Consider the following 24143-nt stretch of genomic DNA (forward strand, 5'->3'; position numbering starts at 1 on the left):
CGCCCTAGCGCTTGTTGCCGGCCGCGACCCGGTCCTTCATCAGATGCGAGGCCCGGAACGTCAGCACGCGCCGCGGAGAAATCGGAACCTCGTCCCCCGTCTTGGGGTTGCGACCGATCCGCGCCGCCTTGTCACGAACGCTGAATGTCCCGAACGAGGAGATCTTGACCTGTTCACCGGCAACAAGCGCGTCGGACATGTGCTGCAAAACGCTTTCAACAAGCTGCGCGGATTCGTTGCGTGACAGACCGACTTCGCGGAACACGGCCTCGCTCAGATCCATGCGGGTCAGTGTCTTTTCGCCCATGATTTCCCCCGATTTTGGCCAAGCATGGGGAAAGACAAAACCGCTGTCAATATCAATGGCTTGGGTCCGGGCCCTACCAGCGGAGAACGACCGATCCCCAGGCAAGTCCGCCGCCGATCGCTTCGGTAACGATCACGTCGCCCTCATGGATCTGTCCGCGTTCCTTGCCGACCGACAGCGCAAGCGGGATCGAGGCGGCCGAGGTGTTGCCGTGATCCTGCACCGTCACCACGACCCGATCCATGTCCAGGCCCATCTTCTGCGCCGTGCCCTTGATGATGCGAAGATTGGCCTGATGCGGCACGATCCAGGTGACATCTTCGGGCGAAAGCCCTGCACGGGCAAGCGAGGTATGGGCCGTTTGCGCAAGCTTTTCAATGGCGTGACGAAACACTTCCTTGCCCTGCATGCGCAGGACGCCCGTGCTCTGATTGCTCGAAGGGCCGCCATCGACATAAAGGATGTCGCGATGGCGTCCATCCGAATTGAGATCCATCGACAGGATGCCCCGGTCGGCATTGGTGCCGGTACCTTCCTGCGCTTCAAGCACCAGCGCCCCGGCGCCATCCCCGAACAACACGCAGGTACCGCGGTCAGTCCAGTCCATGATCCGGCTGAAAGTTTCGGCCCCGATGACCAGAACCCTGCGCGCCTGGCCGGTCTGAATCATGGCGTTGGCATTCGAGAGCGCAAAGACGAACCCGGCGCAGACAGCCTGCACGTCAAAGGCAAAGCCCGAGGTCATGCCCAGGTTGCCCTGCACCATTGTCGCGACGGACGGGAAGGTGAAGTCCGGGGTCGAAGTCGCGACGACAATCGCGTCGATGTCCTGCGGTTCAAGGCCGGCATCGCGAAGCGCGGCCCGCGCGGCATGGGTGGCAAGATCGGACGTGGCCTCACCTTCGGCGGCGAAATGTCGCCGCTCGATCCCCGACCGCGAGCGGATCCACTCATCGCTCGTGTCCAGCGTCTTTTCGAATTCCGAGTTCGGGACCACGCGTTCAGGCAGATAATGCCCGACGCCCCGGACGACGGCGCGAATGGTCATGCGGCCCCACCGTTTCTTTGTTCAGACAAGGCCGCATCCTGACCGGACTGAACCGCCGATGCAACCCGTGCGGCCAGCCGATCCTGGAAACCGGACTGGGCAAGCTTGAAGGCCAGTTTGACCGCCGCGGAAACCCCGGTGGCATCGGCCGATCCGTGCGATTTCACCACCGTGCCGTTGAGGCCAAGAAAGACCCCGCCGTTCACGCGGCGCGGATCGATGCGTTTCTGCAGACGTTTCAGCGACGGCAGGGCCAGAAGCGCCGCGAAGCGCGACATCGGGGTCTTCTGGAAAGCCTCGCGCAGAAGCGAGCTGATCAGGCGCGCGGTGCCCTCGCCGGTCTTGAGCGCGATGTTGCCCGTGTAGCCATCGGTAACGATCACATCGCAGCGCGCGCCCGGAATATCGACCCCTTCGACATAGCCCACATATTCATAGCCGCCGGCCTCGGCAGCGGCGGCGATCATCTCGCCTGCGACGCGCAGCTCCGGGCGACCCTTGTGTTCTTCGGTGCCGACGTTCAGAAGACCGACCCGCGGCCTTACCAGCGCCAGGCCGTTGCGGGCATAGGCGGCGCCCATAAGCGCATATTGAAGCAAATCTTCGGCATCGGCGCGGATATCGGCGCCCACATCCAGCATCACGTTGAAGCCATGCGGATTGCGCGAGGGCCAGAGGCAGGCGATGGCCGGGCGGTTTACGCCGGGCAGCCGGCGCAGCCGCACCATCGACAGCGCCATGAGCGCGCCGGTATTGCCGCAGGACACGGCGACGGTGGCCTCCTTGTTGCGGACGGCTTCAATGGCCGACCACATCGAGGTGCCTTCGCCATGCCGCATCACGTGGCTTGGCTTTTCGTGCATCTGAACCACGCGCGGCGCATGGCGCAGTTCACACCGCTCCGACAGACCCCGGCGCCGCGCGATCAGCGGAGCCAGCACCTGTTCGTCGCCATGCAGGATGAATCCGATGTCGGGATTCTTGTCGGCAGATGCGGCAATACCGGCGACAACTGCCGCCGGGCCGCGATCTCCGCCCATCGCGTCAACGGAAATGACGATGCGGCCTGCACCCTTGGTCTGAGGATCGCGTGTATCCATCATGCGGGGTGCCGGACGCCTGGCTTACGCCGCGTCTTCGTCCAGATCGACTTCTTCGGTCACCGCGATGACCTGACGGTCGTCATAGTGCCCACAGGCGCCGCAGACGTGGTGGGGGCGCTTCAGCTCGCCACAGTTGCTGCATTCGTTGGGGTTCGCCGCGACCAGCGCGTCATGCGCACGACGCATGTTGCGGCGGGACTTCGTTACTCGGTTCTGAGGGACAGCCATGTCACAACCTCGGGTTATGGGGGGCAGAGCCCCAGATTCTTGCAAAGTTCAGACACAGATTCCTGCGGACCGTTGCCCGAAACCCATGCTTCAAACGAGGCCGGGAACATACTGGGATTCTGGCCGGGCGCAAGAGTTTTCTGGACGTTTTCAGGCGCCGCCCGTTCCGCTGCCCTGATCGGGGCCGCCCTCGCCGTCGCCCGCCAGCCGTGCACGCAGTTCGGCAAGGCCGGCAAAGGGTTTCACGGACTCGTCGTTCAGAGCGGCCTTGCCGGGTTCGGTAAAGACGGCCTCGCGCAGTTCGGCATCCGGGGCGCGCGGATAAAGCGGCATCGCCAGCGCCAGCGCCTCGGTCAGGACGGCGCCAAGGTCGATGACGGCACCCAGGGGCTCCTGCGTGTCGTCCTCGGGCATCTCGATCTCGTCACCCGAGGGTTCGGGCAGATCCCGCAGCCACCGTCTGGCGACGGGCTCTTCGATACGGGTGGTAACGGGGGCGAGGGTCACGATGCAGGGCTGCACGACCGTTGCACCCAGCTGGGCTTCAAGCTCCCAGTCGGTACGGCCGAGGGGGCGCAGTTCGCCGGTCAGCTGCACCTTTCGCAGCGCATCGGCGCCGATCGCGGCGGCGATGGTCGCAAGTTCGGGCGCCGACGGCGTGATCGAAAACCGCGTCGGCTTTCGCGTCGGCAGATCGGCGACACGCAGCGGATGCGAGAAGGGCAGGGCAGAGGCTTCGGTCATGGCGGCAGGGTTCCTGGCTGGCACCGCAGGCCGCGGCACGTTCCTTTCTTGAACAGAAGGCAAAGCTTCTGTAATCCGAGATATGAAGCTTGGGCACACAAGGCAAGGGGGCGCGATGGGCAGGCTCGGACGGGCGGTACGCGGCGCGATGGTAGGGCTTCTTGCCCTGTCGGCTGCGGCCTGTGCGGATATCTACCGCAACCACGGCTATACACCGACGGACAATGAACTGGCGCAGATCAGCGTCGGCCGCGACACGCGTGACACGGTGGCGGAAATTGTCGGACGCCCCGCATCCTCGGCGCTGCTGCAGGACGGGGCCTGGTATTACGTTCAAAGCCGCTATCGCCATGGCGGCATCGGCGCACCGCGCGAGATCGACCGCCAGGTCGTGGCGATCAGCTTTGACCAGGCCGGAACGGTTGCCAATATCGAGCGCTTCGGCTTGGAGCAGGGCCGTGCGGTCGTGCTGTCGCGGCGGGTCACCGAAACGAACATTCGCGGTGTGAGCGTGATCGGGCAGCTTCTGGGCAACCTGGGCAACCTGCGCGCCGAACAGCTGATCGACTGATCGCTCGACCGCGGGATCGTCCACGCCGCCCATCATCGCGGCGTGGACGAGGCCACCCGATCAGACCATCCTGTCGGCCGCCGTGTCGGTGCGGCGCCGGCGCGAAGGATGGTCAGCCTTCTTGGGGTTCGAAGCGAAGCGCCACCCCGTTCAGACAATAGCGCAGCCCGGTCGGCGCGGGCCCGTCCGGAAAGACATGGCCCAGATGGGCCTCGCATCGGGCACAATGAACCTCGGTGCGGCGCATGAAGAACTTGCGGTCTTCGGACAGGCCGATCACGCTTTCATCAAGCGGAGCGTAGAACGAAGGCCAGCCGGTGCCACTGTCGAACTTGGTGGCCTGATCGAACAGCGGTGCACCACAGCAGATGCAGAGGAAGGTTCCGGGCTCTTTCGGGAAGTTGTCATGAGTAAAGGCGCGTTCCGTGCCGTGGCGACGGGTGACCTTGTAGGTCAGATCGTCAAGCTGGGCGCGCCATTCGTCATCTGTCTTGCGAATCTTGTCGGGCATGTGGCTTTACTTTCCGAAGGGCTGTCACATTTGTTCTTTACATGAGTCCTGGTAATCTAGGGGGCGCGGTCTGCGCCGCCAAGTCACGAAGGGGGCCGGCCATGCTGGCGCTGGCAAGGGGACGGTTCACCGCGCGCTTCGCCGAGTCGGCCGAGGATATCGAGGCGGCCCAGGCCCTTCGCCATCAGTGCTTCGTCACCGGGCGCGGTCTGCCTGCCCGGCCGGGCATGGCGCTTGAGCGTGATGGCTTTGACGCATCTTGCCGTCACCTGCTGGTGGAACACGTTCCCTCGGGCGTTCTGGTCTGCTGTTTCCGGCTGCTCATGCTCGAGGGCGGGGGACGCATCGGCGACAGCTATTCCGCGCAGTATTACGAGCTTTCGGCGCTTGCCGCCTATCCCGGGCGGATGGCCGAACTGGGGCGGTTCTGCATCCATCCCGACTGGCGCGATCCCGATATCCTGCGCATCGCCTGGGCGGCGCTGGCGCGCGTCGTGGATGAAGAGGGGATCGAGCTTCTGTTCGGCTGTTCGTCGTTCAACGGGACTGATGGGGACAGCTATCGCGATGCCTTCGCGCTTCTGGCCCGCAACCATATGGCGCCTGATCGCTGGCAGCCGCGGGTCAAGGCACCTGACGTTTTCCGGTTCGGACGCCTGCTGCGGCAACTGATTCCGGATCCGGGGCGGGCGATGCGCGCGATGCCACCGTTGCTGCGGTCCTACCTCGCCATGGGGGGATGGGTCAGCGATCACGCCGTCGTGGACCGAGATCTGGCGACGCTGCATGTGTTCACCGGGCTCGAGATCGGCGCAATTCCGCCCGCACGGGCGCGGCTGCTGCGCGCCACAGCAACTGCCTGATGCGGGTTTCGCACTGGCACCCGTTGACGGGCGCCTGCGGGGCGGATAGCCCACGGCCATGGCACGCGCACCCCTTCTGCAACTTTCCGACATTTCGCTGACCTTCGGCGGTGAACCGATCTTCGACGGGCTCGATCTGGTCGTCCAGGAAGGCGACCGCGTCGCCCTTGTGGGGCGGAACGGCTCGGGCAAATCGACGCTGATGAAGATCATGGCCGGGCTGCTTGAACCCGATCGCGGCAGCCGCGTCATCCCGCCGGGGGTTCGCGTGGGTCATCTGGAACAGGACCCGGACCTTTCCGGCTTTGCCACCCTGGGCGACTATGCCACCAGCGGGCTTGAGCCGGGCGAGGAATACCGCGTGGCCATGGTCGCCGAGGGGCTGAAGCTCAACCCCGATGCCGCCGTCGAGACCGCCTCGGGCGGGGAAAGGCGGCGGGCGGCGCTTGCCAAGCTTCTGGCCGAGGCGCCCGAACTCATGCTTCTGGACGAACCGACCAACCATCTGGATATCGAGGCGATCCGCTGGCTTGAGGACGAGCTTTCGCAGACCCGTACGGCCTATGTGCTCATCTCGCACGACCGCGCCTTTCTCCGCGCCCTGACGCGCGCAACGCTCTGGATCGACCGGGGGCAGGCACGGCGGCAGGAGAAGGGCTTTGAAGCCTTCGAGGCCTGGCGTGACGAAGTCTGGGCCGCCGAGGACGAGGCCCGGCACAAGCTGGACCGCAAGATCAAGGCCGAGGCCCGCTGGGCCGTGGAAGGGATCAGCGCCCGGCGCAAACGCAACCAGGGCCGGTTGCGCGCCCTCGCGGCGCTTCGGGATGAACGGTCGCAGCAGATCCGCCGTCAGGGCGTGGCCGAGATGGCCTTCGAGGCCGGCCCGCAATCGGGCAAGCTGGTGGCCGAGGCGCGCCATATCTCGAAACGGTTTGGCGACAAGGTGATCCTTGATGACTTCTCGCTGCGCGTGCAACGTGGCGACCGCGTTGCCTTCGTGGGGCCGAACGGGGTGGGCAAGACCACGCTTTTGCGCATGCTGACCGGCGAGGTGGCGCCCGACGCGGGCGAGGTTCGGCTTGGGACCAATCTGGAAATCGCGGTGTTTGATCAGACCCGCGCGAAACTGGATCCCGAGGCGACGCTCTGGGAAAGCCTGACCGGCGATCCGCTGATGGGTGTTTCGGGCCAGGCCGATCAGGTCATGGTGCGCGGGCGGCCGCGCCATGTGGTCGGCTATCTCAAGGAATTCCTGTTCGACGAACGTCAGGCGCGGGCGCCGGTCAAGGCGCTGTCGGGTGGCGAACGCGCGCGGCTGCTGCTGGCCCGCATCATGGCGCGGGAATCGAACCTTCTGGTTCTGGACGAACCGACGAACGATCTTGATGTGGAAACGCTTGATCTTCTGCAGGATCTTCTGGGCGAATATGACGGAACGGTGCTTCTGGTCAGCCACGATCGCGACTTCATCGACCGGGTCGCCACCGTGACCATCGCGATGGAGGGCGATGGCCGCGCCACCGCCTATGCCGGTGGATGGAGCGACTATCAGACGCAGCGCAGTGCTGCTGCGACTCCGGCGGGACAGTCCCCAGCCGCTGCTGGCCGTGCCAAGCCTGCCCCCGCCCCGGCGCCCGCAGCGCAGCCCAGCCCGACGAAGGGAGCGCTCAGCTACACCGAGCGCCACCGGCTCGAGGCGCTGCCGGGCATCATCGAACGGCTCGAGGCCGAGATCGGAAAGCTGTCCGAGCTGCTGTCGGATCCCGACCTGTTCAGCCGCGAGCCGATCAAGTTCAAGAAGGCCACGGAAATGCTCGCCCAGCGGCAGCAGGCCCTGCAGGACGCCGAGGAAGAATGGATGATGCTTGAGGAAAAGGCCGGTGGCTGACTTGCCTCGCGCGCATTTTCTTCCCATGTTCATGCCATGAACAAGCCGGCGCAGGACATCGACCCCCACGTCTTTGATCGCGACCTTCTGGTCGCCTCGTACAATGTTCACAAGGGTGTCGGGCTGGACATGCGCCGCGACCCGGCGCGCATCGCCCGTGTGATCGGCGAAATCGCGCCCAACGTGATCGCGCTGCAGGAGGCCGACCGCCGCTTTGGCGATCGGGCGGGCGTTCTGGATCTTGATGCGCTGAAGGATCTGGCCGGGCTGACGCCGGTGGAACTGCCCAGTCGCAAGGGCCACCGCGCGCATGGCTGGCACGGAAATGTGGTGCTTCTGCGCGATGCCGAGGTGGATGAGGTTCGCCCCATCGATCTGCCCGGGCTTGAGCCGCGCGGCGCCGTCATGGTCGATCTGCGCATCGGCGGCAAGCCGCTGCGGGTGGTTGCCGCGCATCTGGGGCTTCTCAAGGGGTCGCGCCTGCTTCAGACCCGTGCCTTGGTCGAGGCACAGGCCGGAGCCGAAGACCGTCCGACGATCCTTCTGGGGGATCTGAACGAATGGCGGCGCGGGCCTGATTGCTCGCTTGCTCCGCTGCGCGACCACTATGGCGCCGAGGGGGCCATGGTCGCCAGTTTTCCTGCGCGACGCCCCGTGTTCCCGCTTGACCGGATCTTCGGCTGTTCGCGCGCCGAGATCCGGGATCTGACGCCGCATGACAGCCCGCTGTCGCGCATCGCCTCGGACCACCTGCCGATCAAGGCCCGCCTGCGACTGCGTGCCTGATGCATTGGGCATGGTGGCTTGTTCTGGCGGCGATTGCCTTCACGCTCGCCTCGATGCTGGCGCTCTGGTCCTTTGGCCGGTTCGCGCGCAAGGCCCGGGGCCTTGAGGCCTATTCGCTGCCGCCCGGCGAAGATACGGATCTTGACCGTCTGGCGCTGCCGGTGGTGGGTGCGCGGCCGGGGCAGACAGGGTTGGGGCTGGTCGTGGACAATCGCCGCGCTTTCGCCCTTCGCCTGGAGACGATCCGCCGCGCCGGGCGCAGCCTCGACATGCTCTATTACATCTGGCGCGATGATCTGACCGGCAGGCTGCTGATTCACGAGCTTCTGGCCGCTGCTGATCGCGGCGTGCGGGTACGCATCCTTCTGGATGACGTGAATACCCAGGGCTTTGACCGCGGCTATCTCGCATTGAACCGGCATCCGCTGGTCGAGGTGCGGGTGTTCAATCCGGTCCTGAACCGCCGCAACGCACTGCGTCGCGGGGCCGAGATGATCCTGGCACTGGTGCGCTATAACCGACGGATGCATTGCAAGTCGTGGATCGCCGATGCGCGGGTGGCGCTGGTGGGCGGGCGCAACATCGGCGACACCTATTTCGGCGCCACCCGGGCGCGGCGCCGGAATTCCCGTGACTCGGAGCTTGTGGTGATGGGCGAGGCCGTGGCCACGCTGCAGACCGGGTTCGACAGCTACTGGAATAGCCCGATGGCGCTGCCCATTGCCGCGCTCTGGCTGGGCTATGAGGCGGATCTGGGGCGCTATCGCCGGCGGCTTCAGGCGGGTGTCGATGCCGGCCGGGCGCGCGATTACCTGGCGCGCTTGCCTGCGGTGCCGGATCTGACGGCGGGCCTGCACTGGTCCGATCAGGTGCGGGTGCTGATCGATCCGCCGGAAAAGGCGCAGGGCCAGCACCGGGAGCGCTGGATCACCCAGGCGCTGCGCCCGATGTTCGAACAGGCCACCACCCGGGTGCGGATGGTGACGCCCTATTTCGTTCCGGGGCGCGAGGATGTGGGCTTTCTGCAGGGGCTTGCAGCGCGGGGCGTGCAGGTCGAGGTCATCACCAACGCCCTTGCCGCAACCAATCATCTGGTCGTGCACGGTGCCTATCGCCGCTATCGCCGGCCGCTTCTGGAAAAGGGCGTCCGGATTTTCGAATTCGCGCCGCCCGATGATCAGGGGCGCCGGGGCGAGATGCTGCACGGCAAGGAATTCGTGGTCGATGGCAAGACGGGCTTCATCGGCTCGTTCAACTACGATCTGCGGTCGGCCTTTCTGAACACCGAAATGGGCATCCTGTTCGAGATCCCGGAACTTGTCGCCGAACTGGAAGGCGAGATCGACCGTGCAAGTGCCCCCGATCAGGCGTTCGACCTTTATCTGCAAGGCCGCTGGCTGCGCTGGCGCCTGCATGACGGCTCGGAACTGGGCCATGAACCCGATGCGACGGCCCTGCGCCGTGGGCTGTCATGGGTGATCGGGCATCTGCCGATCCACCGCTTTCTCTGACAGCTGCCGGAAGTGGTGCAGCACATGCACCCGGATCGCCGACGCCAACCCGACTTCGGGCGGCCGCCCGGCATCGATCTCGGCGGCAAGGACGTTGATGGCGATGGCACGGTGGGCGGCGATGTCGCGGAATGCCTGCCAGAATTCGGGCTCGAGCGAGACGCTGGTGCGGTGGCCCCGAAGCGTCAGGGAATGCTTCTCGGGGCGGCGGCTCATTCCGGGGTGTCCTGGGGGGTATCCGGATCGCGCCGATGTCCGTCCAGATGCGCGCGGGCCTTTTCGGCCCGCGCCGCGTCCTGTTCCCGCTCGGCCTTGCTCCGGCCGAAGCGGGCGGCGTTCTCGTCGCCGCGGGCCCGCTGCGCGGCACGTTCGCGCTGCTTGCGGGCCTGACGGAGATTGACGAGATCGCCCATGAGGTCAGTCCTTCGGGCCGATCATGTCTTCGGGGCGCACAACCCGGTCGAAGGTTTCGCCATCGACGAAGCCAAGGGCGATTGCCTCTTCGCGCAGGGTGGTGCCGTTCTTGTGCGCGGTTTTGGCCACCTTGGTCGCGTTGTCATAGCCGATGGTGGGGGCAAGCGCCGTCACCAGCATCAGGCTTTCCTTCATCAGCTTCTCGATGCGCTGAGTATTCGCCTGGGTGCCGACGACCATGTTGTCGGTGAAGCTGCCCGCCGCATCGCCCAGAAGCTGCATGGATTGCAGCACGTTGTAGGACATCATCGGGTTATAGACGTTCAGCTCGAAATGGCCCTGGCTGCCGGCAAAGCCGATGGCCGCGTCATTGCCCATGACATGCGCGCAAACCATGGTCAGTGCCTCGGCCTGCGTCGGGTTCACCTTGCCGGGCATGATCGAGCTGCCGGGCTCGTTCTCGGGCAGGATCAGCTCGCCCAGCCCCGACCGCGGGCCCGAGCCGAGCAGCCGCATGTCGTTGGCGATCTTGAACAGGCTTGCCGCCACGGTCTTGAGCGCGCCCGAGAACATGACCATCGCGTCATGGGCGGCCAGGGCTTCGAACTTGTTCGGGGCGGTGACGAAGGGCAGATCGGTGATATCTGCAATGCGCGCGGCCACGGCCGTATCCCAGCCCTTGCGGGTGTTCAGCCCGGTTCCGACGGCGGTGCCGCCCTGTGCCAGTTCATAGATGTCGGGCAGGCAGGCCTTGACCCGCTCGATCCCCTTGGCGACCTGATGCGCATAGCCCGAGAATTCCTGGCCCAGCGTCAGCGGCGTCGCATCCTGGGTATGGGTGCGGCCGATCTTGATGATGTCCTTGAATTCCTGCGACTTGGCGACAAGGGCCGCATGCAGCTTTTCCAGCCCCGGGAGCAGCACATCGCGCGCCATCATGCCGATGGCGACATGCATTGCCGTGGGGAAGGTGTCGTTCGAGGATTGGCCCATGTTCACATGGTCGTTCGGGTGCACCGGCTTTTTCGAGCCGATCTCGCCACCCAGCATCTCGATCGCACGGTTCGAGATGACCTCGTTCGCGTTCATGTTCGACTGGGTGCCCGAACCGGTCTGCCACACGACCAGCGGGAAATTGTCATCGAACTTGCCGTCGATCACCTCTTGCGCGGCGGCGGCGATGGTCTCGCCCAGCTTCGCGTCGATATTGCCCTGTTCGATGTTGACCAGCGCACAGGCCTTCTTCACGACGCCAAGCGCCCGCACGATCGCGATGGGCTGCTTTTCCCAGCCGATGGGAAAGTTCTGGATCGAACGCTGGGTCTGCGCGCCCCAGTACTTGTCGGCGGGGACCTCAAGCGGGCCAAAGCTGTCGGATTCGGTGCGGGTTGCGGTCATGGGCAAGCCTCCTGGGAAGAACTGCGCATGTCATAGGGCGGTGCCAGGCCAAAAGCAATCGGTATGCGGCGGTATACGGCGGCTCAGCTCTTGCGGAACCGGTCCAGCCGCACGACCTCTCCGGCCGGGGGGGGCGGATCGTCGTCGGGCTGCTCGTCCTCGTCCTCTTCGTCGTCCTCGTCCGCCTCATGTGTCTCGAAGCGCAGGCCGAACTCCACCGAGGGATCGACAAAGGTGCGGATCGCGTCGAAGGGAATATACATCGGTTCGGGCTGGTCGCCGAAGTTGAGCGTCACCGCAAAGCCGTCGTCATCCACCTGCAGATTGTCGAACCAATGCTGAAGAACGATGGTCATCTCACCGGGATAGCGGTCGTGCAGCCAGTCGGCCAAGGCGACACCGGCATGATTGGTGTCGAAGGTGATGAAGAAGTGGTGCTCACCCGGCAATCCATGGCGCGCGACCGAGTCCAGAACCTGGCGTATGAGCCCACGCATCGCATGGTGCATCAGGTTTCCGTAATCGATCGTTCGCGGCATAGACGTCCCCTCGGATTTTCGGCCAGCATAGGGGATTCGAGGGGGAAAGGAAGGGGCCGAGCGCGATTTTTCAGGTTGCCCAGGGTTGCGAAAACTCTGCCCCCGGTTGTGGCCCCCAAGGCTCAGACGCCCCCGGGCACCAGCGTCGCCGCAAGCCCCAGCGCCGCACAGAGCGCGAGTGCTGCGGGCAGGGACCAGTGGCGCCGCAGGATGACCCAGCCGGCAATCAGCGCCAGCGCCACCGTGACGGGATCAAGGGTGGTGACAACCGGCGCGATGACACGGACCGGGCCGAATCCGGCGCTGCCGACCTCGCCGAAGAACACATGCGCCGCAAACCAGAGCGAGAGATTCAGGATCACCCCCACCACTGCCGCCGTGATCGCCGAAAGCGCCCCCGTCAGGCGTGGACGGCTTGAGATCCAGCCAAGATAGGGCGCGCCGGCAAAGATCCACAGGAAGCAGGGCACGAAAGTCATCCAGAGCGCGATGATCGCCCCCGCGATCCCAAGGCCGATGCCGCCGGCCTGGAAGGCGGCCAGATAGGCCACGAACTCGGTCACCAGGATCAGCGGCCCCGGCGTGGTTTCGGCAAGCCCCAACCCGTCCATCATCGCGGCGGTGGTCAGCCAGCCGTGATCGTTGACTACCGCCTGCGTCATGTAGGCCAGCACCGCATAGGCGCCGCCGAAGGTCACCACGGCAAGCTTGGCGAAGAACCAGCCGATCTGGGTGAGGATCCCGCCTTCCAGCAACGCCAGCAGCGCCAGCGGCACCAGCCAGATCGCCAGCCACAGCAGGATGGTGCTGCCGGTGCGCACGGGTTGCATCGGGGGCGGCGTGGACTGGTCGCCACGGCTGGTCAGGAACCCCCAGAGACCCGCCAGCGCGATGATGACGGGAAAGGGCAGGTGCAGCGCAAAGATCCCCAGAAAGGCAAGCCCCGCGATGATCCAGTGCGCACGCTGCTTCAGGGCGCGGCGCGACACCTTGAGCAGCGCCTCGATCACGATCACCACGACCGCCGCCTTGACGCCGAGAAACAGCGCCTGCACCAGCGGAACCTGCCCGAACAGCCCGTAGGCGATCGCCAGTGCCAGCACCACGGCCGCGCCCGGCAGCACGAACAGCAGCCCGGCGATCAGGCCACCGCGGATGCCGTGCAGCTTCCATCCCGCATAGGTGGCAAGCTGCATCGCCTCGGGGCCGGGCAGCAGCATGCAGAAGGACAGCGCGCCCAGATATTCCTTCTCGCTCAGCCAGGGACGGTCTTCCACCAGTTCCCGATGCATGAGCGCGATCTGCGCTGCCGGCCCGCCGAAGGACAGAAGCCCGATGCGCGCAAAGACACGCGTGGCCTCGGCCTGGGTTGGCATTGTCACCTGTCAGTCTCCGGTTTCTGCGGGATGAATATGCACCAGGCCGCCGGTTTCGCCGGCGAGAGGGCCGTGCACCTCCGGGGCCGGGCGCAGCATCGCGGCAAGAAGGGTCTCCGTCGCCGTCCAGTAGGGAATGTACCATTCGCGGTCAACTTCGAGGATCAGCACGCGTTCGCTGATCAGGTCATAGGCCCCGATCAGCGCCACATGCGGGCCATCCCAGTCGCCCGTCACGACGCCCTGGTTGTAATAGACCAGCAGCGCATCCTCGGCGCTGGCCTCGTTGGCCTCAAGCAGCGCGTGCAGGGCCGCGCGCGTGTCGTCGCTGTCATCGAGGGGACGGAACCGGGTGGCCTCGAGATGGTCAAGGCCAGTCGCGGCAAGTGCAGCGGCGGTATAGGTCAGCAGGTCATCGAAACGCACGCCATCGCCATCCTGGGCCGTTGCCCGGCGCCAGTCGTCGCTGTTCACCGCGTCCAGAAGGGCTTCCTGCGTCAGGATCGGGCTTTCGGCTTCGGCGGGCAGGCCGCGCAGGCCGTTGATCGCCGCCGTCACCGCTGCAAGCGAACAGGCGGAATCGGTGATCTGCGGTGCCACGAAGGCGGAAAAGGCCCAGTAATCTGCCGCCGGGGCCAGGCGAAGATAGGTGGTTTCCGCGGTCAGGGGCACAGCATCGGGCCCAAGCTTGGGCAGCGCCTCCTCGGCCTTGGCCATGGGGCCCAGACCCATCAGCGCGATGGAAATCAGGGCAGGCGGCAGGCTCTGCGGCATCGGCGGATCCTTTCGTGCGGATGTGCGGCGATGCTACATGCCGTCCGTGACGACGCAAGCGTTAATCAAGCAGGGAAAGTGCAGGCTTCTGTTGCCAGGTGCCTGCGGACCCCGCCTTACGCGGCTAAGCGCAAGGACTTAGTTTCGGCGACTGGAGCTGCTTACGCAGCCACAGCCATTGCCGGAGCACGGTTGTCATTGGCAACTGTACGTTTCGGACCGATAACGGTGGTACCTCACCGAGCAAAAGCTTACCCCTTTAGACGTTCGTCGATCCTGTTTCGGCCCCAGTTTCCGCCAATGACGGGGAATTTGGTGGAGCCGCCGGGTACCGCCCCCGGGTCCGATCCGCTTATTACGAGCGCGTTTATTGCCATAGTCCCCGAAAGGACAATCTGAATATACGCCCGCCCGCGCCGCGCTTCAAGGGGCCCTGCGGGGCTTTGGCGGCGGGTCGGATCGGGCCGCTTCCGCAAGGGGTGAAAACCGCCTATCACGAGGGCCTGACACCCGCCGTAACCGGAGCCATCCCGTGACAAGCCTTGATACTGCCTTCGTCCGCGCCCAGTTCCCCGCCTTTTCCGAGCCTTCGCTGCAGGGCCAGGCGTTTTTTGAAAATGCCGGTGGTTCCTACACCTGCCGTCAGGTGATCGACCGGCTGACCCGCTTTTACCGCGCGCGGAAAGTGCAGCCCTATGCGCCTTACGCGGCCTCGCAGGCTGGCGGCGCCGAGATGGACGAGGCGCGGGCGCGGCTCTCGGCCATGCTTGGCGTAGCCGGGGACGAATTGCATTTCGGCCCCTCGACCAGCGCCAATACCTATGTGCTGGCGCAGGCCTTCCGCGAACATCTGAAGGCGGGTGATGCAATCATCGTTACCAATCAGGACCACGAGGCGAACTCCGGTGCCTGGCGGCGCCTGGCCGCGGCGGGCATCGAGATCCGGGAATGGAAGATTGATCCGGTGACCGGCAGCCTTGATCCGCAGGCGCTTGCCACGCTGCTGGATGACCGGGTGCGGTTGGTGTGTTTCCCGCATTGTTCGAATGTGGTGGGGCAGGTGAACCCGGTGGCAGAGATCACGGCGCTGGTCCGCGCGGCCGGGGCGGTTTCCTGCGTGGACGGGGTAAGCTATGCCCCGCACGGTCTTCCCGATGTCGCCGCGCTGGGCGCGGATATCTACCTTTTCTCGGCCTACAAGACCTATGGTCCCCATCAGGGGTTGATGGTGGTGCGTCGCGCACTGGCCGAGGCGCTGCCCAACCAGGGGCACCATTTCAACGGCACGGTGCTGACCAAACGTTTCACCCCGGCAGGCCCGGACCATGCGCAGATCGCGGCCTGCGCGGGCATGGCCGATTACTGGGATGCGCTGCACGATCATCACTTCGGCCGCTCGGCCGACGGGCCCGCCGCCCGTGCGGCCCGCGTGCATGACCTGTTGCGCGCGCATGAGACGCGGCTTCTGACGCCGCTGCTGGCCTATCTGGCCGGGCGCAACGATGTAACGCTGATCGGGCCGGCGGCGGCGGCCGAACGTGCGCCGACCGTCGCGCTTGTCCCGGTGCGCCAGGCGCCGCAGGATCTGGCCGAGGCACTTGGGCGCAAGGGGATCATGTGCGGCGGCGGGGATTTCTATGCCCAGAGGCCGCTGCAGGCGCTGGGGATCGATCCGGCGCGCGGCGTGCTGCGCCTGTCCTTCGTGCATTACACGGAAGAAGAAGAAGTTGACCGGCTGATCGCCGCACTAGATGAGGTGCTGTAGGGCCCGCAGGGGGCCCTGAACAAGCGGACCCTCATGAACGATACCCCGGTTCTTTACTGGTTGAGGCGCGATCTGCGCCTTGCCGACAACCCCGCCCTTGTGGCCGCCGCCGCGGATGGCCGCCCCGTGATTCCGGTGTTCATTCTGGACCCCGAAACCGAAACGCTGGGCGCTGCTGCCCGCTGGCGGCTTGGGCTTGGTCTGGCCGCACTTGATGCCAGCCTGCGCCAGTTGCAAAGCCGGATCGTGTTCCGGCGTGGACCGGCGCTGACGGTGCTTTCGGATCTGATCTCGGAAACCGGTGCCGGCGCGGTGCACTGGAACCGCAGCTATGACCCGGCGGCACGGGCGCGCGATCAGGCGGTCAAGGCAGCGTTGCGCGCCCGGGGCCTGCAGGCCGAAAGCCACAACAGCCATCTTCTGTTCGAGCCCTGGACGGTGGAAACCGGCACGGGCGGGTTCTATCGCGTCTATTCCCCGTTCTGGCGCGCGGTCAAGGACCGGCCGGTGCCCGCGCCGCTGGCCCCGCCCGCGGCGCTTCGGTCACCTGCCGCATGGCCTGTCTCGGCGCGGCTCGAGGATTGGCGGCTGGGCGAGGCGATGAACCGGGGCGCCGATGTTGTGGCGCAACATGTTCATGTCGGCGAGGATCGGGCCCTTGCACGGCGCGATCTTTTCCTTGAACGCGCTGTCGGCCCCTACCGGGACCGGCGGGATTATCCGGGCGAACCGGCAACCTCGGGCCTTTCCGAGAACCTCACCTATGGCGAGATCGGCCCGCGCCAGATCTGGCATGCGGCAATGCGCGCACGCCATGAAGGGGCACCCGGGGCCGAGCATTTCCTCAAGGAGCTGGTCTGGCGCGAATTTGCCTATCATCTCATGTTCCACACGCCGCATCTGCTTGAACGGAACTGGCGAGAGGAATGGGACGGCTTTCCTTGGCAGGGCGACAATGAGGCCGCCCGGCGGTGGCGGCAGGGCATGACCGGGGTGCCCTTTGTCGATGCCGCCATGCGCGAGCTGTATGTAACCGGCACGATGCACAATCGCGCGCGGATGATCGCGGCCTCCTATCTGACCAAGCACCTGATGACCGACTGGCGCATCGGTCTGGACTGGTTCGCCGACTGCCTGATTGACTGGGACCCGGCCTCGAATGCGCTGGGCTGGCAGTGGGTGGCGGGATCAGGGCCCGATGCCGCGCCCTATTTCCGTATCTTCAACCCCGATACCCAGGCGCAGAAGTTCGACGCCGACGAAGCCTATCGCCGGCGCTTTCTGGCCGAACTGTCCCCCAGCCCCGGGCGGGATGCGCTGGATTTCTTCCGGGCGGTGCCGCGCAGCTGGGGCCTTGATCCGGCGCGGCCCTATCCTCGCCCGGTCGTGGCGCTGGACGCAGGACGCGCCCGGGCGCTTGCCGCCTATGAGGCGCGGCGGCCATGAAGGACTTGAGCACGGATGCACGATCTGGAAAACTGGGCCAAAAGCCGGGGGGGTTCATGTCAATTCTGACCACGACGGACGGACAGAAGGGCTTGCCCCGCTACATGGCGCAGGTGCTGCAAGTAGCACAGCGGCTGGAAAACGGGCGGCTTGATTTCCGCCTGCCGGATGGGCGCATCTTTCGCGCCGAGGGCCGCAATCCGGGCCCGGTGGCCGAAATCGAGATCCACAACCCGGATCTGTTTGCCCGCCTGATCCGCGAGGGTGATCTTGGCTTCTGCGAGGCCTATATCGAGGGCTGGTGGTCCACCCCTGATCTTCAGGCCTTCATGGATCTGGTCCATGCCGGCAACGAAGGCGTCTATGACGGCTTTCCCGGCATGGCGCTGGTGAGGGCCTTCGAACGGCTGCGCCACTGGCTTCGCGCCAATTCCCGCCGCCAGGCCCGCAAGAACATCAGCTATCACTACGATCTCGGCAATGATTTCTACAGGCTCTGGCTGGACGAGACGATGACCTATTCCTCGGCCCTGTTCAGAACCGGGCAGGAAGCGCTCGAAACGGCGCAGCGCCAGAAATATGCCAGCATGGTCGATCGCATGGGGGTTTCGCCGGGCGAGCATGTGCTTGAGATCGGCTGCGGTTGGGGCGGGTTCTGCGAATATGCGGCGGGCGAACGGGGGCTGAAGGTCACCGCGCTGACCATTTCCAGGGAACAGCACGCCTATGCGGTCGAGCGGATGCAGCGGGCGGGGCTTTCGGACCGGGTCGAGATTCGCCTGCAGGATTACCGTGACGAGCGCGGCCAATACGACGGCATCGCCTCGATCGAGATGTTCGAGGCCGTGGGCGAACGCTACTGGCCCGTCTATTTCGATACCGTGCATCAGCGGCTGCGTCCGGGCCGCGCGGCAACCCTGCAGATCATCACCGTTCAGGACGCGCGCTTCGAAGCCTATCGCAAGGGGGTGGATTTCATCCAGAAGTTCATCTTTCCGGGCGGCATGTTGCCCAGCCCCTCGGCCCTGCGGCGCGAGGTGGAGCGGGCAGGGCTGCGCATCCGCGACACGTTCGAGTTCGGCGAAAGCTACAGCCAGACCCTGCGCCGCTGGCATGAAACCTTCAACGCCCGCTGGGAGGACGTTGCCGCGCTGGGCTTTGACGATCGGTTCCGCCGGATGTGGAGCTTCTACCTCACCTCCTGCGCGGGGACGTTCCAATACGGCAACTGCGATGTGGTGCAGATGACGGTGGTTCGTCCCGAGAGCTGAGGCTGGGTGCGCGGGGCTTGTCCTTGCCCCCGGGGCTGTGCTTGACCTTGCGCAGGCGGGGCAGGCCCGCCCGCAAACGCCGGAGGGGCAAATGGCTGCATATTTCTTCTATGGCATGATGCAGGATCCCGCATTGCGCGACCTGATGCTGGACGCGCCGCGGGATGTCGCGCCCGCCCGGCTTGCCGATCATGTGGTTCGGGCGGTGCAGGGGCAGGAGTTCCCGATGATCCTGGATCAGCCGGGTGCTGCGGCGACCGGAGTTGCCGTGCGGGACCTGACGGCGCAGGAACTGGACAGGATCAACCATGTCGCCGGGGTGCTGGGCTTTCAGCTGCGTCAGATCGTGGTCGAAGGGCAGGTCTGGCAAATCTGGCTGCCCGAGGCCGGCCGCTGGCGGCCCGATGGGCCATGGGATCTCGCGCAGTGGCAGGAACGCGGTGCCCCGCTGATGCGCGCGGCGGTGGCGGACCTTCTGGCGCTGCGCGACGACCGGCCCGCGCAGGCCCTGTCGGCACGCTGGCCGATGATTGCGGTGCGGGCGGCGGCCCGTCTTCTGGCGCGGCAAGGCAAGGGCGAGGCCGAGGCCCTGGGCGCCGGGGCTGCGCCCAGGGCCGCCGATGTCGAGGTGATGACCCGGCGCGAGCCCTATGCCAACTTCTTCTCGGTCGAGGAATATGACCTGCGCTATCGCCGCTTTGACGGTGGGGTCACGCCGGTCGTCAACCGCGCGGTCTTCGTCACCGGTGATGCGGCCACCGTCCTGCCCTATGATCCACAGCGCGACCGGGTGCTGCTGATCGAACAGTTCCGCATGGGGCCCTTTGCCCGCGGCGATGCCGCGCCCTGGCTGCTGGAGCCGATTGCCGGCCGCGTGGATGCCCGGGAAACCCCCGAAGAAGCCATCCGCCGCGAAGCGCAGGAAGAGGCGGGATTGTCCCTGGGTGCGCTTCTGCCCGTGGGGGGCTTTTATCCGACGCCGGCGGCCAAGTCGGAATATCTTCATTCCTTCATCGGGCTGGCCGATCTTCCCGACGCCGCGGCGGGCTTTGGCGGCCTGGACGAGGAAGCCGAGGATATCCGTGCGCATCTGCTGGGCTATGACCGGTTGATGCAGCTTGTCGATGACGGTGCGCTCTCAAACGGACCGCTGGTTCTTTCGGCGCTCTGGCTTGCACGCCACCGCGAGCGGATCCGGGCCGGCGCTTGAGTTCCGCCCGTCACCACCATATTGACTAGGGCAGGACCAAAAGGGGGCAGAGATGCGGATTTACAGCGACCTTGCGACGGCGATCGGGAACACGCCCCTGATCCGGCTGAAACATGCAAGCGAAATCACCGGCTGCGAGATCCTCGGCAAGGCCGAATTCATGAACCCCGGCCAGTCGGTCAAGGATCGCGCCGCGCTGTTCATCATCCGCGATGCGGTGGCGAAGGGGCTTCTGCGTCCTGGCGGCACGATCGTCGAGGGCACGGCCGGCAACACCGGCATCGGGCTTGCACTGGTCGGGGCGTCGATGGGGTTCCGCACCGTGATCGTCATCCCTGAAACCCAAAGCCAGGAAAAGAAGGACATGCTGCGCCTGGCAGGGGCCGAGCTGGTGCAGGTGCCTGCCGCGCCCTACAAGAACCCGAACAATTACGTGCGCTATTCGGGCCGTCTGGCCGAGGCGCTGGCCCGCACCGAACCCAATGGCGCAATCTGGGCCAACCAGTTCGACAATGTGGCGAACCGTCAGGCCCATGTGGAAACCACCGGCCCCGAGATATGGGAACAGACGGAAGGCCGCGTGCATGGCTTTGTCTGCGCCGTCGGATCGGGCGGCACCATCGCCGGCGTGGCTGAAGCGCTGCAGCCCAAGGGCGTGAAGATTGCCCTGGCCGACCCCGAAGGCGCGGCGCTGCACGCCTATTACACCACCGGTCAGTTCGACTCGCCCGGCAGCAGCATCACCGAGGGTATCGGCCAGGGGCGCATCACCGCAAACCTCGAAGGCTTCACACCCGATTTCAGCTATCGCATCCCGGATGCCGAGGCGCTGCCGATCGTCTTCGACCTGCTGGAGCACGAAGGCCTGTGCCTTGGCGGATCCTCGGGCGTCAACGTTGCCGGGGCCATCCGCATGGCGCGCGATCTGGGGCCGGGCCATACGATCGTCACGATCCTGTGCGACTATGGCACGCGCTACCAGTCCAAGCTGTTCAACCCCGCCTTCCTGCACGAAAAGGGCCTGCCGGTTCCCGCCTGGCTGGATACGGCGCCGCGGACGCTTCCGGCTGTGTTCGAAGGTTGATGACGAGGCATCTGCTCAGACTCGGCGCCTCTGCGCTGCTGATCGCCTGCCTGGGGTGGGGCGCGCCGCAGCAGGCGCAGGCACAGTCGGCCCCGGTCAGCGTGGCCGAGCCCGCGCCCGGCGTCCAGGCGCCGGATTACAATGCCTGGCACCAGGTCGCCGAACGTGCCGAAGACGCCATTGCCGACAACCGCGTCACCAACCTGGGCCTTGAACAGATCCGGGCGCAGATCGTCGAATGGCGGGGCCGGTTCCTGGAAGCCCAGAGCGCCAACCAGAGCCGGATCGAAACGGTGCGCGGCCAGATCGCCGCGCTGGGCGCCGTTCCGGAAGAAGGGGTCGAGGAAGCGCCCGAAATCGCCGCCCGACGGGCCGAGTTGAACCAGCAGCTTGTGCGGCTGCAGGCGCCGGGCCTTGCCGCGGACGAGGCCTTCCGTCGCGCCGAAGGCATCATCCGCGAAATCGACCGCACGCTGCGCGACCGGCAGGCGGACGAGCTGATGCAGCTCTGGCCTTCCCCGCTCAACCCCGCCAACTGGTCGGCGGGCTATGCTGCGCTGAGCGCCAGCGCCACCAACCTGCGCCAAGAGGTCATCAGCGCCTGGGACACGCCGCAGCGGCGCGAGGAATTCAACGGCAACCTGCCGTTGATCCTGGGATATCTTGCCTTTGCGCTTGTGGTCCTTGTGCGCGGCCGCGCCTGGATGGAACTGCTGACGCTCCGGCTTCAGACACGGGCCTCGGCGCGCGGGCGCGAGGTTTATGCGCTGCTGGTTTCGCTTGGGCAGGTGATCCTGCCCCTGGCAGGGGTCTATGCGCTGGCCTCGGCAATCCGCGCGACGGGGCTTGTGGGCCTTGTGGGCGAGGTCCTGGTGAACGCCCTGCCGCTGGTGGGGTTTTCCATGCTGGCTGCGCGCTGGCTGGGCCTTCAGGTCTTTCCGCGCACCGACTCGGACCGGGCGCCCTTCGTCCTTCCGGCCGAGCGCCGGGCCGAGGGGCGGCTCTGGACCAACGCGCTGGGCGTGATCTTCGCCATCGAATTGGTGCGGCGGCTCGTGGTGAACCCCGATCAGGACGCCTATGCGGCGCATGCGGTCCTCTCCTTTCCTATGATCGCCCTGGCCGGATTGATGGTGTTCCGCATCGGACAGCTTCTACGGCTCCACACCCACAACGACCGGGGCGAGGAAGATCAGATCAGCGTCCGCAACCGTATCATGGGGCTGATCGGGCAGGTTTCGATCGCCGCCGGGCTGATCGCCCCGATTCTGGCCGCAGTGGGGTATGTGGCAGCAGCCTCGGCGCTGGTCTTTCCGATGGTGCTGTCCCTGGGGCTGGTGGGGGTGCTCCTGGTGCTTCTGCAGCTTGAGACCGACGTCTATGCGTTGATCACCAAGGACAAGGACGGAGGGCGCGAAGCCCTGGTGCCGGTGCTCGTCGGTTTTGCCCTGACCCTTGCCGCACTGCCGGTCTTTGCGCTGATCTGGGGTGCGCGCCGGTCGGAGCTGGTCGAGCTCTGGGTCCGGTTCCGGGAAGGCTTTGCGGTAGGTGGCACCCGGATTTCGCCAACCGATTTCCTGACGTTCGTTCTGGTCTTTGCCATCGGGTTCACCATAACCCGGCTTCTGCAGGGCGGGCTTGCCGGGTCGGTCCTGCCCAAGACGCGGCTTGATCCGGGCGGCCAGAAGGCGGTGGTGTCGGGGCTGGGCTATGTCGGCTTCTTCCTCGCCGGGCTTTTTGCCTTTACCGCCGCCGGGATCGACCTGTCGTCGCTGGCCATCGTCGCCGGGGCGCTCTCGGTCGGCGTGGGCTTTGGCCTTCAGAACATCGTGTCGAACTTCGTTTCCGGCATCATCCTGCTGATCGAACGCCCGGTGTCGGAAGGCGACTGGATCGAGGTCGGCGGCGTGATGGGGACGGTCAAGGCGATCTCGGTCCGCTCGACCGTGATCGAGACATTTGACCGGACGGATGTTATCGTGCCGAATGCCGATCTTATCTCGGGCATGGTCACCAACTGGACCCGGGGCAATCTGTCGGGCCGGCTGATCCTGCCGGTTGGCGTTGCCTATGGCAGCGACACGCGCAAGGTGGAACGCATCCTGCGCGAGATCACGGAAGAACAGCCGCTCGTCATTCTCAATCCGCCGCCGTCAGTGCTGTTCGTCGGCTTCGGGGCGGATTCGCTTGATTTCGAGATCCGGGCGATTCTGCGTGACGTGAAGTTCAAGCTGTCCACGCAGTCGGACATGCTGCATGAAATCGCCCGCCGTTTCACCGAAGAGGGCATCGAGATTCCGTTCGCACAGCGCGACATCTGGCTGCGCAACCCCGAGGCTTTGGCCCCCCGCAGCGCCGGACCTGGCCTGGCTGCGGCAGGCCTGGCGGGTGCAGCCGGCGGCATGATCGGACCGCGTGCCAACACCGCCCCGCACATGACGGGCGAAGACATGGATGCCGCCGATGCGGGCGCCGAACCGGATGCGGCCGAGGGCACGGGACAGGAGGACAGGGAATGACCGAACCGCTTTACCGCACCGACCCCTATCTGCGCGAAGCCCCGGCCCGGGTCGTTGCGCTCACGCCCGAGGGGGGCATCGTTCTGGACCAGACGGTGTTCTATCCCACGGGCGGCGGCCAGCCTGGCGATGCTGGCATCCTGCGCTGGGAGGGGGGGCAGATTGAGATCGCCACGGCGGTGAAGGGCGAGGCGGGCGCGGTTGTGCTGATCCCGGCCGAGCCTCAGCCATTGCCCCCGCGGGGCGCCGAGGTCGAGCAGGTTCTGGCCTGGGAACGCCGCCACCGGCTGATGCGCGTGCACACCGCGCTGCATCTTCTGTCGGTGGTGATCCCGCTGCCCGTCACCGGCGGCCAGATCAGTGCCGACAAGGGCCGGCTTGATTTCAACATGGAAGAGCCGCCCTCGGATGTCGCCGCGCTCGAGGCAGCGCTGAACGCGCTGATCCTGCGCGATCTGCCGGTAACCGAGGACTGGATCAGCGATCAGGAACTGGCCGACAACCCCGCGCTGGTCAAGACCATGTCGGTCATGCCGCCGATGGGGCAGGGGCGGGTGCGCCTGATCCGTATCGGTGCCGGCGGCGACCAGGTTGATCTTCAACCCTGCGGTGGCACCCATGTCGCGCGCACCGGCGAAATCGGGCTGGTCCGGCTGGGCAAGATCGAAAAGAAGGGCCGGATGAACCGGCGGGTCAGCCTGCTTCTGGTGTGAAGCCTTCGTCATTCAATCCGCGGATCCGCGCCGGCCTGCCGCAGTGCCGTCCGGGCCGTGCGTGTCCGAACAGC

Annotated in this window: 24 protein-coding genes and 1 other RNA gene; 12 read left to right on the plus strand and 13 right to left on the minus strand. The window is 65.9% G+C overall.

Annotated elements, in window-relative coordinates:
• Window positions 1-4: 4 nt before the first annotated feature.
• From ihfA to ACFQXB_RS07885, 5 genes are all read right to left on the minus strand, one after another.
• Complete coding sequence (gene ihfA, locus ACFQXB_RS07865; RefSeq protein WP_377401712.1) at window positions 5-307, minus strand: integration host factor subunit alpha; 303 nt, start codon at window positions 305-307, stop codon at window positions 5-7.
• A 73-nt stretch (window positions 308-380) separates the two neighbouring features.
• Window positions 381-1355, minus strand: a complete 975-nt coding sequence (locus ACFQXB_RS07870; RefSeq protein ID WP_377401715.1) for a beta-ketoacyl-ACP synthase III — start codon at window positions 1353-1355, stop codon at window positions 381-383.
• A complete protein-coding gene (gene plsX, locus ACFQXB_RS07875) occupies window positions 1352-2458 on the minus strand; it encodes a phosphate acyltransferase PlsX (protein WP_377401718.1) in 1107 nt (368 codons plus the stop codon). Before plsX ends, ACFQXB_RS07870 begins: the two co-directional genes overlap by 4 nt.
• A gap of 21 nt (window positions 2459-2479) precedes the next feature.
• The gene (gene rpmF, locus ACFQXB_RS07880; protein WP_377401721.1) at window positions 2480-2686 is read right to left on the minus strand and encodes a 50S ribosomal protein L32; all 207 of its coding nucleotides are present in this window, start codon (window positions 2684-2686) and stop codon (window positions 2480-2482) included.
• A gap of 150 nt (window positions 2687-2836) precedes the next feature.
• Entirely contained in the window at window positions 2837-3430 is a 594-nt protein-coding gene (locus ACFQXB_RS07885) for a YceD family protein (RefSeq protein WP_377401724.1), read from the minus strand.
• A gap of 115 nt (window positions 3431-3545) precedes the next feature.
• On the opposite strand from ACFQXB_RS07885, the gene ACFQXB_RS07890 reads away from it, so the two are divergent.
• On the plus strand, window positions 3546-4001 hold the full coding sequence (locus ACFQXB_RS07890; protein WP_377401727.1) for an outer membrane protein assembly factor BamE: 456 nt from the start codon (window positions 3546-3548) through the stop codon (window positions 3999-4001).
• A gap of 112 nt (window positions 4002-4113) precedes the next feature.
• Here the strand turns inward: ACFQXB_RS07890 and msrB are convergent, their stop codons facing one another.
• Complete coding sequence (gene msrB, locus ACFQXB_RS07895) at window positions 4114-4512, minus strand: peptide-methionine (R)-S-oxide reductase MsrB (RefSeq protein ID WP_377401730.1); 399 nt, start codon at window positions 4510-4512, stop codon at window positions 4114-4116.
• Between the two features lie 101 nt (window positions 4513-4613).
• Between msrB and ACFQXB_RS07900 the strand changes: the two genes are divergently transcribed.
• Genes ACFQXB_RS07900 through ACFQXB_RS07915 form a run of 4 tightly spaced genes read left to right on the plus strand, consistent with a single transcriptional unit; the run spans window position 4614 to window position 9560 of the window.
• Window positions 4614-5375 (plus strand): GNAT family N-acetyltransferase, encoded by a 762-nt coding sequence (locus ACFQXB_RS07900; RefSeq protein WP_377401733.1) that lies wholly within the window; start codon window positions 4614-4616, stop codon window positions 5373-5375.
• 58 nt (window positions 5376-5433) lie between these two features.
• Window positions 5434-7263 (plus strand): ABC-F family ATP-binding cassette domain-containing protein, encoded by a 1830-nt coding sequence (locus ACFQXB_RS07905; RefSeq protein WP_377401736.1) that lies wholly within the window; start codon window positions 5434-5436, stop codon window positions 7261-7263.
• Window positions 7264-7299: 36 nt separating this feature from the next.
• The gene (locus ACFQXB_RS07910) at window positions 7300-8049 is read left to right on the plus strand and encodes an endonuclease/exonuclease/phosphatase family protein (protein ID WP_377401739.1); all 750 of its coding nucleotides are present in this window, start codon (window positions 7300-7302) and stop codon (window positions 8047-8049) included.
• Window positions 8049-9560, plus strand: coding sequence for a phospholipase D-like domain-containing protein (locus ACFQXB_RS07915; RefSeq protein ID WP_377401742.1), 1512 nt, complete (start codon window positions 8049-8051; stop codon window positions 9558-9560). Before ACFQXB_RS07910 ends, ACFQXB_RS07915 begins: the two co-directional genes overlap by 1 nt.
• On the opposite strand, the gene ACFQXB_RS07920 is transcribed toward ACFQXB_RS07915, so the two are convergent.
• From ACFQXB_RS07920 to ssrA, 7 genes are all read right to left on the minus strand, one after another.
• Window positions 9519-9776 (minus strand): ribbon-helix-helix domain-containing protein, encoded by a 258-nt coding sequence (locus ACFQXB_RS07920; RefSeq protein WP_377401745.1) that lies wholly within the window; start codon window positions 9774-9776, stop codon window positions 9519-9521. The two genes, ACFQXB_RS07915 and ACFQXB_RS07920, sit on opposite strands and share 42 nt — an antisense overlap.
• Window positions 9773-9973 (minus strand): DUF4169 family protein, encoded by a 201-nt coding sequence (locus ACFQXB_RS07925; protein ID WP_377401748.1) that lies wholly within the window; start codon window positions 9971-9973, stop codon window positions 9773-9775. The genes ACFQXB_RS07920 and ACFQXB_RS07925 overlap by 4 nt, the downstream gene beginning before the upstream one ends.
• 4 nt (window positions 9974-9977) lie before the next feature.
• Entirely contained in the window at window positions 9978-11372 is a 1395-nt protein-coding gene (gene fumC, locus ACFQXB_RS07930) for a class II fumarate hydratase (protein ID WP_377401751.1), read from the minus strand.
• A gap of 83 nt (window positions 11373-11455) precedes the next feature.
• Complete coding sequence (locus ACFQXB_RS07935; RefSeq protein WP_377401754.1) at window positions 11456-11911, minus strand: SspB family protein; 456 nt, start codon at window positions 11909-11911, stop codon at window positions 11456-11458.
• A 122-nt stretch (window positions 11912-12033) separates the two neighbouring features.
• Window positions 12034-13287 carry a chromate efflux transporter gene (chrA, locus tag ACFQXB_RS07940; RefSeq protein ID WP_377401897.1) on the minus strand — a complete coding sequence of 418 codons (1254 nt, stop codon included), beginning with the start codon at window positions 13285-13287 and terminating at the stop codon, window positions 12034-12036.
• A 9-nt stretch (window positions 13288-13296) separates the two neighbouring features.
• Entirely contained in the window at window positions 13297-14061 is a 765-nt protein-coding gene (locus ACFQXB_RS07945) for a phytochelatin synthase family protein (RefSeq protein WP_377401757.1), read from the minus strand.
• A gap of 77 nt (window positions 14062-14138) precedes the next feature.
• Window positions 14139-14492: a transfer-messenger RNA gene (ssrA, locus tag ACFQXB_RS07950) on the minus strand.
• Window positions 14493-14593: 101 nt separating this feature from the next.
• Here ssrA and ACFQXB_RS07955 point away from each other — a divergent pair.
• The 7 genes from ACFQXB_RS07955 (at window position 14594) to ACFQXB_RS07985 (ending at window position 24069) form a co-directional block, all read left to right on the plus strand.
• Entirely contained in the window at window positions 14594-15826 is a 1233-nt protein-coding gene (locus ACFQXB_RS07955; RefSeq protein ID WP_377401760.1) for an aminotransferase class V-fold PLP-dependent enzyme, read from the plus strand.
• Window positions 15827-15859: 33 nt separating this feature from the next.
• A complete protein-coding gene (locus tag ACFQXB_RS07960; RefSeq protein WP_377401763.1) occupies window positions 15860-17272 on the plus strand; it encodes a cryptochrome/photolyase family protein in 1413 nt (470 codons plus the stop codon).
• A 56-nt stretch (window positions 17273-17328) separates the two neighbouring features.
• A complete protein-coding gene (locus ACFQXB_RS07965; RefSeq protein WP_377401766.1) occupies window positions 17329-18543 on the plus strand; it encodes a class I SAM-dependent methyltransferase in 1215 nt (404 codons plus the stop codon).
• Between the two features lie 91 nt (window positions 18544-18634).
• Window positions 18635-19753 carry an NUDIX domain-containing protein gene (locus tag ACFQXB_RS07970; protein ID WP_377401769.1) on the plus strand — a complete coding sequence of 373 codons (1119 nt, stop codon included), beginning with the start codon at window positions 18635-18637 and terminating at the stop codon, window positions 19751-19753.
• 52 nt (window positions 19754-19805) lie between these two features.
• Complete coding sequence (locus ACFQXB_RS07975; RefSeq protein WP_377401772.1) at window positions 19806-20837, plus strand: cysteine synthase A; 1032 nt, start codon at window positions 19806-19808, stop codon at window positions 20835-20837.
• On the plus strand, window positions 20837-23356 hold the full coding sequence (locus tag ACFQXB_RS07980) for a DUF3772 domain-containing protein (protein WP_377401775.1): 2520 nt from the start codon (window positions 20837-20839) through the stop codon (window positions 23354-23356). The genes ACFQXB_RS07975 and ACFQXB_RS07980 overlap by 1 nt, the downstream gene beginning before the upstream one ends.
• Complete coding sequence (locus tag ACFQXB_RS07985; RefSeq protein WP_377401778.1) at window positions 23353-24069, plus strand: alanyl-tRNA editing protein; 717 nt, start codon at window positions 23353-23355, stop codon at window positions 24067-24069. Before ACFQXB_RS07980 ends, ACFQXB_RS07985 begins: the two co-directional genes overlap by 4 nt.
• The last annotated feature ends 74 nt before the right edge of the window (window positions 24070-24143 follow it).

This window comes from Halodurantibacterium daqingense (genome assembly GCF_042666235.1).
Classification (GTDB): Bacteria; Pseudomonadota; Alphaproteobacteria; order Rhodobacterales; family Rhodobacteraceae; genus Halodurantibacterium; species Halodurantibacterium daqingensis.